Here is an 11797-nt window from a genome sequence, read left to right as displayed (position 1 = left end):
TTTGGGTATGGGGATTTGAAAGTTTCTTAGAGTTTAAGGGTGAAGTTTATGTCTCGTGCATGTGAATTGACAGGGAAGACGGTTCTGTATGGTAATAATGTTAGCCATGCAAATAATAAGACTCGGCGTCGTTTTTTACCAAATCTTTGCAATGTGACATTGATTTCAGAAGTGTTACAGCAAAGTTATCGCTTGCGCATTTCAGCAAGTGCGTTGCGCTCTGTTGAGCATCGTGGTGGCCTTGATGGTTTTTTGGTCAAAGCAGACGATAAAGAGTTGTCTCAACGTGCGCGTTTGCTAAAACGACAAATCATTAAGAAAAAAGCTGAGCAAGAAGGTGAGCAAAAGGCTGAACAAGCAGCGTAATTGTTAGCGCCATTCTTTTTGATTTATGGACGTTTTTATTCCGGTTTTCTGTTCTAGAAATTAAGTTTTTTGCAGGTTGATCGTTTTATTTTATTGGTTCCATACCCCAGGTTAAAAAATGCCTTCAAGCAGCCCTTTACGAGAACAGAAAAAGAAAAGGTATATTGTTTTTTCTATTTTAGCAATGTGCCTTGCTGTCACGGCTTCTAATATTTTGGTTCAATATCCTGTCTACTGGTTTGATTTGAATGAGCTGTTGACTTATGGGGCTTTTACCTATCCATTTGCTTTTCTGATCAATGATTTGACCAATCGTTTTTATGGTCCATCTGCTGCGCGGCGTGTGGTTTATGCTGGTTTTTTTGCGGGTGTCTTTGTTTCTTGGATATTGGCGACACCACGGCTTGCACTTGCTTCTAGTTTTGCATTTTTATTTGGGCAACTCCTTGATATTGTTGTTTTTACTCCTTTGCGACGTAAAACATGGTGGAAAGCACCTTTAGCAGCAGCATTGGTTGGTTCGGCTTTGGATACAGTACTGTTTTTTTCTCTTGCTTTTTCTAGCTCTTTTGCTGTTCTTGATAAGATAACAGGCTATGCTGATAGTTCACTGGTAGAGAGTACTGTTTTAGGGGGGATAGGTATTCCAGTTTGGCTATCGCTTGCTTTTGGCGATTTTTCGGTAAAAATTGTTATGAGCCTGTTTATGTTGATTCCTTATGGAACAATTCTTAACATTGTAAAGCTTCCTATTTATCAAAGTCATTCAAAGGATGATTCCTCTTTTGTTTGTAACAAATAATGATCTTTGTCCTTTTGTTTTGCTAAAGATAGAGAAGGTTGTGTGTTATGTCTTCTAAGGGAAGAATTTGAGTGGATTCATAAGAGATATTTTGATTCTTTTCTCAAGTGGGGTTTATCCATACATCATCTATGCTTATATGTGTAAGGAAGTGGTTTTGACTGATGCAATATGAGATAAAAGCATCTTATCAGTATTAAAAACAGATAATAAAGCTCTTATAAAGGGTCCAAAATGTCTTGTTAAGAATTATGATTTCTTCCTTATGATTATTTGAGTTACAAGAAGCTTGGTTCTTATAAAGGAAAAAACATTTCAATATACATTTGGATAGTATATAAATAGTAAAATAAATACCAATGGTATCAAGTCCTTTTGATAGTTTTAAAATTTGGTTATAGCGGTATTTATCATTATTTTAGTAAAAAATGTTTGTGCAGATATGTTAATGAATTTACAATTCGTTATAGTGTGGTCTCTGTAGAATTTGGCAAATGCTTCGAGTGTTTATTTTAGATAATTGTAGGTTAGAAAATGCGATACTTCGAGCTGATAGTATGAACAAAATGATAAATCAAAGCGATCATACAGAGGCTTTATTTGATAATTTGGTATTAACTTCCTTGAAAAAACAAAGAGAGACTAGGGAGTTGCCTATTGTAAAATCACCTCTTCGTTATCCGGGAGGGAAAAGTCGTGCTGTTCCTATGATTATTAATAACTACATAAGGAAATAAAAAACTTTATGTTCTCCTTTTGTAGGAGAAGGTTCAATTGAATTAACCTTAGCAAAAAGAGGAACAGAGGTTTATGCTTATGATGCTTTTAAGCCGCTTGTTATTTTTTGGCAGATGCTTTTGAAAGATGCTTCAGCTCTTGCAGAAAAAGTGAGAGAATATGAAGATATGACTCCCGTAATGTTTTATAATCTCCAAAAACTTTTAGGAATATTAAAAATCAATTAGAGATTGCTGCCGTTTTTTTTGCTCTTAATCGCTCTTCTTTTTCCGGAATAACACTTTCTGGCGGTATGTCTCCAGGACATCCCCGATTCAATTATCGTTCTATTGAACTGCTTAAAGATTTTAAAATTGAAAATTTCACAGTGGAACATAGAGATTTTACAGACAGTATTCCTAAACACTTTAACGATTTTCTTTATTGTGATCCTCCGTATCTTATTAATCAAAAACTTTACGGTCACAAAGGCGATAAACATCGTTCTTTTGATCATCAAGCTCTTGCTGAACTTTTGAGAAAGCATCACAGATGGATTTTATCTTATAATGATTGTGTGGAAGTTAGAGAACTTTATAAAGGATATATAATACTTAATCCTGAATAGACTTACGGTATGGGAAACAATAAAAAATCAAATGAACGCGTAATTTTGAGTAAGGATCTTTAGGAAATTGCATGAATCAGGTAGAAAATGGAAAAGCCTTTGATATGCTTTGGTCATGGGTTTTTAAAAAGCAAAAAAGGCTTCTATAGGATTTAACACGTTCTTTCAAATAGCGGAGTCTTTTTATAATTTATTTAATGATACTGAAAAAAGGCTTTTAAATCTTGCTTCTATTGAAGCAGCTGTTTTCTTACAGTTACATGATAAAAATATTAGAAACACGAAAACTATTATTCTTCAGGAAGATTCTGTTGGGATCAAAGGAGATGTCCGTGATATTATTTTAAAAGTTCCTGAAAATCCTATTGGTATTTCTGCAAAACATAATCATAGCGCTATCAAACATCCTCGCCTTTCCGGTAAAATAGATTTTGGTAAAGAATGGACAGGTTATTCTTGAGCAGCGTTTATTTTAATGAAATTAGACCTATTTTTGATTATTTAGCAGAGCTTAGAGATAAGAAAATGTTCTTTAGAGATATAGAGGATAAAGACAGCAGAGTTTATCTTCCAATCCTAGAAGCTTTGTCTAAAGAACTTCAAAGGCTTTGTTTAGATTATCAAGATAAATTTGTGAAGCTATTGCTTCAGTATGTTATAGGTTCTTATGATTTTTATAAGATTATGATAGATACAAGATCTAAACAAAAACGGGTTATTATTCAGTCTTTTAATTTGAATGGTACTTTGGGATATGGTCGTAAATGGAAAATTCCAAGTAAAATTTTATCAGTTGCAATAAAACCAGAAAGTAAAAACAAACTCATTATAATTTTTGAAGATGGTTGGAGCATTTCTTTTAGGATTCATAATGCATCCAGTAAAGTAGAGGCTTCCTTAAAGTTTGATATTCAATTTGTGGGATTATTTTCTCAGGTTGTTAGTCATTAAATTCGGATGGTTTAATGATGAAGATAATTTTTTAAAATGTAACTGTTGATTGTTTCAAGGTAGGTTTATTTCTTATGAATATGAGGTATTTTATCACTAAAAAGTATTTCTAATTGTTTTGTTATGGCGTCGGCTAGTTCTTCAGCATTCATAATTGTTACAGCACGCTGATAATAACGTGTGACGTCATGACCAATTCCAATGGCAATGAGTTCGATGGGGGAATGTGTTTGGATTTCTTGAATCACTGCGCGTAAATGTTTTTCTAGATAATTGCTGGAGTTGACCGATAATGTCGAATCATCAACAGGAGCACCATCAGAAATGACCATGAGGATGCGACGTTGTTCACGCCGCGATAAAAGGCGTTGATGAGCCCAAATTAAAGCTTCTCCGTCGATATTTTCTTTTAATAATCCTTCTTGCATCATCAAACCTAAATTGCGTCGTGCGCGACGCCATGGGGTGTCAGCACTTTTATAGATGATATGGCATAAATCATTGAGGCGTCCAGGATTATGGAGTTTGTTTTGGGTAAGCCATTGTTCGCGCGATTTTCCTCCTTTCCAAGTTTTAGTGGTAAAACCTAAAATTTCAACTTTGACACCACAACGTTCAAGAGTTTGTGCCAAAATATCAGCACAACTTGCGGCAACGCTAATGGGGCGTCCGCGCATTGAGCCAGAATTATCAATGAGGAGTGAAACAACTGTGTCTCGAAATTGGGTGTTGCTTTCCATTTTAAAAGAAAGGGGTTGCATGGGGTCAATAATTAGACGTGGAAGCCGTGCTGTATCAAGATATCCTTCTTCAAGGTCAAAGTTCCAGTTGCGATTTTGTTGCGCCATCAAGCGGCGCTGGAGACGGTTTGCTAAACGTCCAACAATATTTTGAAGATGATTGATTTGCTTATCAAGATAACGGCGTAAGTGATCTAACTCGTTTTCAGAACAAAAATCTGTTGCTTCCAAAATTTCATCAAATTGACGGGTGAAGATTTTATAATTGCCAAGTCTTTCCATTTGTTCCGAATCGGAAAAAAGGCGTTCGGGGCTGCTCGGCTTTTTTTGCCAAGGTCCATTTTTTTGCTCGCCGTCGGTTTGATCATTGTTGTTTGATTGTGTCGCTTGCGTTTTCCGTCGTCTTGTACATCACTTTCTTGTTCAGTGCTGGTTTGTTCTTTACTTTGAGCGTGTTTTTTGTTTTTACTCTCTTCTTCTGCTTGGTCTCGAGGTTCACATTCGTTTTTTAATTTTTTATTGTTTTCACTGTTAGAAGCTTTAGCTTGTTGCACTGTCATTTTGAGTGTAGCGAGCATTTGGCGAACAATCTGTGCAAAAGCTTGTTGGTTGTAAATATGATGTGTGAGTTCATTGAGCTCTGCTGCTGCTTTTTGTTCGAGTTCTTGACGCCACAATTCTAAGACAGGACCCGCTTCTCTTGGAGCTGTGCGCTTTGTTATTTTTTCACGCAATAAAAGTGCAATCGCTTCTTGGATGGGGGCTTCACTTTGGTTGCTAATTTTATGATAATGAGCTCTTTTGTATTTATCAGCGAGCATGATATCAAGATTTTTTGCAAGCCCCTCCATGGCTAAAGTGCCAATTGCTTCAACACGTGTTTGTTCGAGGGCATCAAAGACAGCACGTGCTTCTGATTCTAGTGGAGCAAATTGCATGTGAATGCGGTTATCATGCCATGCTTTGCGCAGAGCCATGGAATCACCTAATCCGCGGGTAATGGCGATGTCTTTATTCGTTGCGTGTTGAGGTAATTCTGGTAAACGCGCACAACTTTCGCTTAAAGATGGTTGGTTATGACTAAAGGAAATTTCAAGGTTGCTTGTGCCTGCAATTGCACGCATACAGGTGGAAAGTGCTTTTTTAAAAGCTTCAGCATTAAGAGTGTTGTTAGAAGAGTCCTTTACCGGATTTTTGTTGTCGCCAATATCGGTGGCCATGAGTGACAGATTCCTTAAGGCGAAACACCATGAATGAGTGATTCGGGAAGCTCTTGTCCAAAGGCGCGTTGATAAAATTCTGCAACAGTGGCACGTTCGAGTTCATCACATTTATTGAGAAAGGTTAATCGGAAGGCAAAGCCGACATCTTGAAAAATTGTTGTATTTTCTGCCCAAGTAATGACGGTACGTGGACTCATGACAGTTGAAAGATCTCCATTGATAAAAGATTGACGTACCATATCAGCAACATGAACCATTTGTGAAATTGTCTTTTTTCCTTCAGCCGTTTGAAAAGATTTGACCTTTGAACAAATGATATTAACCTCTTTATCATGGGGTAAATAATTGAGTATCGTAACAATAGACCAGCGGTCCATTTGAGCTTGATTGATTTGTTGGGTACCATGATAGAGACCGGTTGTATCACCAAGACCAATGGTGTTTGCTGTTGCAAAAAGACGAAAGGCTGGATGTGGAGAGATGACACGGCTTTGATCAAGTAAGCTTAGTTTTCCAGAGGTTTCAAGAACGCGTTGGATGACAAACATAACATCCGGACGCCCTGCGTCATATTCGTCGAAAACAAGAGCAATATTATTTTGATAAGCCCATGGCAAAATGCCTTCTTTAAATTCAGTGATTTGTAAGCCATCTTTTAAAACGATAGCGTCTTTTCCTACAAGATCGATACGACTTACATGACTATCGAGATTAATGCGAAGACAAGGCCAGTTGAGACGCGCAGCAACTTGTTCAATATGCGTTGATTTCCCTGTACCGTGATAGCCAGAAACCATTACACGACGGTTAAAGGTAAAGCCTGCGAGAATCGCTAAAGTTGTTTGCTGATCAAAAAGATAATCAGGATCTATATCAGGAACATGGGAACTTTTTGTGCTAAAAGCAGGGATTTCCATATCTGTTTCAATATGAAACAAATCGCGAGCACAAAGTGTAATATCGGGCAAATTTTCAACGGTAAGATTTGTCATTGTGTTTTTGGAAGGGAGGGGACGCTATTTATTCATTAAAAAATGATACAAGAGTTAGAGCATTTATGCAATGCTCTACAATGAGAGCCTTAGATATGAAGGAAGATTTTTACGTATTCTATAATGTTTTGCAAAAAAGATACCTTGCGCAAATAATGATGGTTTAAATGAAAATGGGCTCATAATAAACGCGTGTTTTTAGCACAAACCAGATTTTTTTAGCAAATTGTAAGCATGTAAAACATCACGAAAGCGCTCTTCTGAAGCACGATTACCACCATTGGAATCAGGATGATGCTTTTTTACCAACTCTTTATATTTCATTTTTATATCTTCTACTGAAGCGTTTGCTTGTAGACCCAATGTATCAAAAGCTTTTGCTTCTAAGGGTTTTAATTTGCGTGAGAAATTATTGCTTGAATGCCGCTCAGTAAAAAGTGTGAAGGGATCGCGCATACGATTTTGATAGGCAGCTGTTCCAGAGCGAATCTTTGCATAATTAGCAGCTGTTTTTTTCGATGTACCATTGCTCAGATCTGTAGTCCATGTCGGACGATGTCCTGTGAGAGCATCCTTTTGAAATTTTGCTATATCTTGATTGCTAAGACCGGAGAAGTAATTAAAATTTTTATTATAGGCGCGTACGTGTTCAATACAAAAATATAAATATTGTCCTTCGTGATTTCGACCTGCCGGTGCTTTATGGGACCCTGTTTTTTCACAACCTTCCCACTGACACTGTCGCGCTTCTGGCTCAGCCTTTTGTTTTTTATTTGAGCTTATGCGAATTGAATCGAATAATTTAGATGTTATTGTCATACTCTTAAGTTTATGCAAAATTGATTAATTTTACAAGAATTGACTTTTGAAAAATTTGTTTTCACACTTAATTTTATTATGAAAAAAGCATATTTTTGCACGTTCATTTTGTTTGGGGAAGGAAAAATGTTTATAGAAACAATAATCAAGAGAAAGCTTCAGGACGCTTTTCATCCGCAAAAGCTTGAAGTGATTAACGAAAGTCATCTTCATGAGGGGCATCCTCATAATGAACATGCTTTTGATGGTAAAGGAGAAACACATTTTCGAGTGAAAATTTTATCTTCTTCTTTTTCCAATATGACACGCGTAGAAATACATCGAGCGATTTATAAAGTTTTAAAAGAAGAATTAGCTACTTGTGTCCATGCTTTGGCACTTGAGATTGAAGCCCTTTAATTTTTTCTTAAAAAGTTTTTTAAGAGCGGGTTTTGTTTTTAAAGAAACATCTCTCAACGCTCCAAAGTCCATTTCGTGATGGTGTTCGTGAATGATATAATGATAAAGCTCCCATGAAGTGTATAAAATCATTGAGCAGCATCATCTTTATGCTTAATAAAAGAGCAAGTCGCTTATTATACACTTTGCTAGCTCCCAATGTTGTGCAGTCCTTAGTACCTAAAACTTTTTATAAGAGGCATGTCTTTCTTGTACAGTTTTCTATTCACGTGTAAGTTCCGTTTATGACGCGCAAGCAAGATTTTGATTGATTCAACATGAGAAAGATTTGAAATAAGAGAATCTTATGGTACTCAAGGTTCTTATTCAATATCAAGAACGATTAGTAAGCTAAACTATCATTATAAATTAATGTATTATAATTTTTCAGACATGATGCGCGTAGAAATATATCGAGCAATTGTGTTTTCGTTTGGCAAAAAAATTGGCTACTCGTATCATGCTTTGGCATTTGAGGTTGAAACACTCTAATTTTTTTGATGAGACGTTTTTAGGAACGGGGATGGGCCTTTTGATAAATTTTTAATAAATGGTCTGTATCGACATGGGTATAGATTTGTGTTGTGGAAAGACTAGCATGCCCAAGAAGTTCTTGAATCGTGCGCAAATCTCCCCCCCGTGATAAAAGATGGGTGGCAAAAGAATGGCGTAGTGTATGGGGGGTGGCCGTTTCTGGTAAACCAAGGCTTGCTCGTAAGTTGCGTACAGTTTTCTGAATAATGGCGGGTTGTAGGGGACCGCCTCGTGCCCCGCGAAATATGGGTTGGTTATCCACTAAAGGATATGGGCAACATTTGAGATAATTTTGTACAGCTTCGTAAACAATTTTGATGAGAGGAACAAGGCGTGTTTTGCCGCCTTTCCCTGTGATAAATAAACTTGTTTTTTCAGGATCAGAAAATTGTTCTGGTGTGAGGCTTAAGGCTTCTGATATTCGCATTCCACAGCCATAGAGAAGTATGAGGACAGCCGCATTACGAGCGCTAATCCAAGGTTCATTTTCTAGCTGGTTTTCTTGTTTGACTATGTGAAGTGCTGATTTGATCGCTAAAGGTTTTGGGAGCGATTTTGGGTGTTTGGGGCTTCGGATAAGTTGAGCCGCGGGAACATTGACGATTCCTTCGCGTGATAGGTACTTGAAAAAAGAGCGTATGCCTGCCACTCCGCGGCTTAAAGAGCGAGCACTGACATTGTTTGTACGCCGATAAGCAAGATAAGCACGCAAGTCACTGATGCGTAAATGAGCAAGATCTGTAAGGATTGGTGTATGGCTTAAGTGTTGACAGAGAAAAGACAAAAATTGCCGCGTATCACGTTCATAGGCTTGCACTGTTTGTGCCGACATACGACGTGTTTGGGTGAGACACTCTAACCAATTTTTCCTTGCGTTTAAGATTGCATGATCTGCTGGAATGAGAGGAATATTTTTATCTTTTCTCTTGTCGTTTTTGATAGGCATTATCTAGTTGAGGGTTTCTTTCTTTTTAAATTTTTCATCGTTAGAATGACCATTCTTGTTTTGGGGTTGCTCTTCACGATTGATAAGTTGCTTTTCACCTTTGAGAGAGAGTATTTTTAAGAGATTGTGCGTTGACATCAAATGCGCAAAAATTAATCCTAAAAAGCCATTTTTATGAAGTTTGGCGAGTTGGCTTGCTGATAATTTATTCAATTTTTCTTCATCAACAACCCAAAAATGTTCCAATTGTGCTGAGAGACCTTTATCGTTTTTCACATTGATGGATTTTTGGCTTAGAAGATCTATTTCTACAAGAGCATCAATAAACTCAGAGGTTTTTTCCATAGCAATTTTAAAACTTTCAAGAAAACGAATACGTTCTTCCATAAAAGGAGAAATAGAGCCGTCGGAATTAAAAAGTTCTGTTCCTGCAACTTCATTAAACATACCTGACTGTTGATCAAAGCAAACAGAAAGTTCTTTTTCATTGCTAATTTGTGCCAGAACAAAAGGATAGCGACGGACAAAAGCAGGGACATAAGTATTGGTTTTCCAACTTTTATCAGAGGCGATATAGTCATTTTCGTCGTTAGAAAGACCGACAAGAGCAGCGGATGTGTAATGCCGTTTTTTTTGTTCATCTTCCGCGCACATAAACAAAATAGGATAGTCTAGTGCTGCTTGAAAATATTCAGTACTTGCTAAAGGAACCCAGTGAGTATCTTTAGCAAAAGACATATCACTTGGAGGAGCAAATTTCAGATTTTTATGGGAAACTTTGTTGATTGGCGTGATGTCTTTGTAAAATAGCATAATATTTGCCATAAGACTTTCTCCTTTATTAATTTGTTGTTGTTACCAAGAAAGGTCTTTTAAAAGGTCTTTTAGAAGATAGTCTCATATGGCAACAAGATTGAATAGAAAACTATAAGATTGAAGGGTTCATTTTTGAGAGATAATATTTTTGCATGAAATATAATAAAGAAAAGCTTAAAAATAAAGTCTATCTTGCCATTATTGGTATGCCTCATGGTATAAAAGGAGATGTTTTTGTTAAAATTCTAAGTGCTGAGCCACAACGTTTCAAGTCTTACAGCACTCTTTATGATGATATGGGGCGTTCTTATGAAATTGTAACTCTTCGCATACAAAAAAATAAGGCGATTGTACGTTTTAAAGGGGTAGAAAATCGTAATGTTGCTGAGTCTTTAAAAGGTATTCGCCTTTATGTGATGCGTGATCAATTAATTGATGATTTAAGGGAGGATGAGTTTTATCAAGTTGATTTAATAGGCTTGCGTGTTCAAGATTGCGGGGGAAAAGTTTTGGGTAAAGTGTGTGGTTTCTTTAATTTTGGAGCTGGTGATTTGCTTGAAATACGTTTGAATACGGGTAAAAGAGTTCTTATTCCCTTTAGTAAAGCGGCGGTACCAGAAATTTGTATGGATTCTGGTTTTCTTGTTGTTAATCCCATGGCCGCTGGTTTAAGTGATGGGAGAGACAATGATAAAAAGGAAATAGCTTGAATCTAAAAATAAAGATGAAGGTAAAAATAACCGATGAATTTCGTCAATAAAAAGTGGAAAGTGTGGAAATATTAAAAATGCACTTTTGAGCAGATATTGTAAGCACTTTATCTCGAGACAGTTCTGAGTTTTTAAAGTCTTTTTTTAGTGCAAGTATTTAGAAGGATCGTATTGAATATGGCGCAGATCAAGGAGACTTAGATTAACGCTATAGCGTTAAATATCTTGTTTGTGCTATTTTCGCTATCTAAGAGTCTGTTTAAGAAAATAAGGATGAGAAATAAAATGAAGTTTCAGGCGCGCGTTTTAACCCTTTATCCTGAAATGTTTCCTGGTTTTTTAGGGTATTCTTTAGCAGGGCAAGCTTTAGAGCGCGGAATTTGGTCATTGGAGACGGTACAGATTAGGGATTTTGCTTTGGATAAACACCATAGCGTTGATGATACACCTGCTGGTGGGGGGGCTGGTATGGTAATGCGGGCGGATGTATTGGCAGCTGCTCTTGATTGTTGTCCACAGGATTCGCCAAGATTGTTGATGAGTCCACGTGGGCGCCCTTTTGACCAAGCTTACGCGCATAGCTTGGCTCGTGATACGGGTGTAACGTTAATTTGTGGACGTTTTGAAGGGGTTGATGAGCGAGTCATAGAAGCACGAGAATTAGAAGAAGTCTCTATTGGTGATTATATTCTTTCAGGGGGTGAAACGGCCGCATTGGTTATCTTAGATGCTATTATACGTCTTTTGCCTGGAGTGATGGGGAATGCGGTTTCTGCAAAGTGTGAAAGTTTTGAAAATGGCTTGCTGGAACATCCACAATACACGCGCCCTTCTCTTTTCGAAGGACGGGGTATTCCGCCCGTGTTGCTCTCAGGTCATCACAAAGCGATCGCAGATTGGCGTCAAAGCCAAGCCGAATTGTTAACACGTCAACGTCGCCCTGATCTTTATGCGCGTTATGATAAAAATCATCAGAAAACTTGATTCATATGATAAGGTGGTGTATTGCATGGCTCTCTTTTTGGAGAGTTTTTTATAAAAGGTTTTCTGTAGTTCCAAAATTAAAATGAAGGAATGGTGTATTCGCTCCTGTGTAAGGCATAGCCTAAAGAGCT

Annotated in this window: 13 protein-coding genes and 1 pseudogene; 9 read left to right on the top strand and 5 right to left on the bottom strand. The window is 37.2% G+C overall.

Features of this window, described 5'->3' with window-relative positions; all coding sequences use genetic code 11:
* Positions 1 to 48: 48 nt before the first annotated feature.
* The 6 genes from rpmB (at position 49) to QHG57_RS01515 (ending at position 3464) form a co-directional block, all read left to right on the top strand.
* Complete coding sequence (gene rpmB, locus QHG57_RS01535) at positions 49 to 366, top strand: 50S ribosomal protein L28 (RefSeq protein WP_273787609.1); 318 nt, start codon at positions 49 to 51, stop codon at positions 364 to 366.
* A gap of 118 nt (positions 367 to 484) precedes the next feature.
* Positions 485 to 1168 (top strand): VUT family protein, encoded by a 684-nt coding sequence (locus QHG57_RS01530; protein ID WP_330168341.1) that lies wholly within the window; start codon positions 485 to 487, stop codon positions 1166 to 1168.
* Between the two features lie 773 nt (positions 1169 to 1941).
* Entirely contained in the window at positions 1942 to 2133 is a 192-nt protein-coding gene (locus QHG57_RS09735; RefSeq protein WP_419196700.1) for a hypothetical protein, read from the top strand.
* A complete protein-coding gene (locus QHG57_RS01520) occupies positions 2118 to 2513 on the top strand; it encodes a DNA adenine methylase (RefSeq protein ID WP_330169599.1) in 396 nt (131 codons plus the stop codon). Before QHG57_RS09735 ends, QHG57_RS01520 begins: the two co-directional genes overlap by 16 nt.
* 145 nt (positions 2514 to 2658) lie before the next feature.
* The gene (locus tag QHG57_RS09730) at positions 2659 to 2973 is read left to right on the top strand and encodes a HaeIII family restriction endonuclease (protein ID WP_419196699.1); all 315 of its coding nucleotides are present in this window, start codon (positions 2659 to 2661) and stop codon (positions 2971 to 2973) included.
* The gene (locus QHG57_RS01515; RefSeq protein WP_330169334.1) at positions 2970 to 3464 is read left to right on the top strand and encodes a HaeIII family restriction endonuclease; all 495 of its coding nucleotides are present in this window, start codon (positions 2970 to 2972) and stop codon (positions 3462 to 3464) included. Before QHG57_RS09730 ends, QHG57_RS01515 begins: the two co-directional genes overlap by 4 nt.
* A gap of 65 nt (positions 3465 to 3529) precedes the next feature.
* Here the strand turns inward: QHG57_RS01515 and cobT are convergent.
* From cobT to QHG57_RS01500, 3 genes and pseudogenes are all read right to left on the bottom strand, one after another.
* Positions 3530 to 5424 (bottom strand): annotated as a pseudogene (gene cobT / locus QHG57_RS01510) (cobaltochelatase subunit CobT).
* 14 nt (positions 5425 to 5438) lie between these two features.
* The gene (gene cobS, locus QHG57_RS01505; protein WP_330168338.1) at positions 5439 to 6419 is read right to left on the bottom strand and encodes a cobaltochelatase subunit CobS; all 981 of its coding nucleotides are present in this window, start codon (positions 6417 to 6419) and stop codon (positions 5439 to 5441) included.
* 198 nt (positions 6420 to 6617) lie between these two features.
* On the bottom strand, positions 6618 to 7238 hold the full coding sequence (locus QHG57_RS01500) for a J domain-containing protein (RefSeq protein WP_330168337.1): 621 nt from the start codon (positions 7236 to 7238) through the stop codon (positions 6618 to 6620).
* A gap of 126 nt (positions 7239 to 7364) precedes the next feature.
* Between QHG57_RS01500 and QHG57_RS01495 the strand changes: the two genes are divergently transcribed.
* Entirely contained in the window at positions 7365 to 7637 is a 273-nt protein-coding gene (locus QHG57_RS01495; protein WP_330168336.1) for a BolA family protein, read from the top strand.
* 550 nt (positions 7638 to 8187) lie between these two features.
* Here the strand turns inward: QHG57_RS01495 and QHG57_RS01490 are convergent.
* Complete coding sequence (locus QHG57_RS01490; RefSeq protein WP_330168335.1) at positions 8188 to 9156, bottom strand: tyrosine recombinase XerC; 969 nt, start codon at positions 9154 to 9156, stop codon at positions 8188 to 8190.
* Positions 9157 to 9159: 3 nt separating this feature from the next.
* Entirely contained in the window at positions 9160 to 9981 is an 822-nt protein-coding gene (locus QHG57_RS01485) for a SapC family protein (protein WP_330168334.1), read from the bottom strand.
* Between the two features lie 143 nt (positions 9982 to 10124).
* Between QHG57_RS01485 and rimM the strand changes: the two genes are divergently transcribed.
* Positions 10125 to 10682 (top strand): ribosome maturation factor RimM, encoded by a 558-nt coding sequence (rimM, locus tag QHG57_RS01480; RefSeq protein WP_330168333.1) that lies wholly within the window; start codon positions 10125 to 10127, stop codon positions 10680 to 10682.
* A gap of 285 nt (positions 10683 to 10967) precedes the next feature.
* Positions 10968 to 11666, top strand: a complete 699-nt coding sequence (gene trmD / locus QHG57_RS01475; RefSeq protein ID WP_330168773.1) for a tRNA (guanosine(37)-N1)-methyltransferase TrmD — start codon at positions 10968 to 10970, stop codon at positions 11664 to 11666.
* Positions 11667 to 11797: the final 131 nt, after the last annotated feature.

It is taken from the genome of Bartonella grahamii subsp. shimonis (assembly GCF_036327415.1).
Lineage (GTDB): Bacteria > Pseudomonadota > Alphaproteobacteria > Rhizobiales > Rhizobiaceae > Bartonella > Bartonella shimonis.
The sequence above is the reverse complement of the archived record's forward strand: the minus strand, read 5'-3'. Positions and strand labels throughout refer to the sequence as shown.

Bases quoted from the DNA above. Each gene is read 5' to 3' on its own strand.
- rpmB (WP_273787609.1), top strand. From the start codon at position 49: ATGTCTCGTGCATGTGAATTGACAGGGAAGACGGTTCTGTATGGTAAT.
- QHG57_RS01530 (WP_330168341.1), top strand. From the start codon at position 485: ATGCCTTCAAGCAGCCCTTTACGAGAACAGAAAAAGAAAAGGTATATT.
- cobS (WP_330168338.1), bottom strand. From the start codon at position 6,419: ATGACAAATCTTACCGTTGAAAATTTGCCCGATATTACACTTTGTGCT.
- QHG57_RS01500 (WP_330168337.1), bottom strand. From the start codon at position 7,238: ATGACAATAACATCTAAATTATTCGATTCAATTCGCATAAGCTCAAAT.
- QHG57_RS01495 (WP_330168336.1), top strand. From the start codon at position 7,365: ATGTTTATAGAAACAATAATCAAGAGAAAGCTTCAGGACGCTTTTCAT.
- QHG57_RS01490 (WP_330168335.1), bottom strand. From the start codon at position 9,156: ATGCCTATCAAAAACGACAAGAGAAAAGATAAAAATATTCCTCTCATT.
- QHG57_RS01485 (WP_330168334.1), bottom strand. From the start codon at position 9,981: ATGGCAAATATTATGCTATTTTACAAAGACATCACGCCAATCAACAAA.
- rimM (WP_330168333.1), top strand. From the start codon at position 10,125: ATGAAATATAATAAAGAAAAGCTTAAAAATAAAGTCTATCTTGCCATT.
- trmD (WP_330168773.1), top strand. From the start codon at position 10,968: ATGAAGTTTCAGGCGCGCGTTTTAACCCTTTATCCTGAAATGTTTCCT.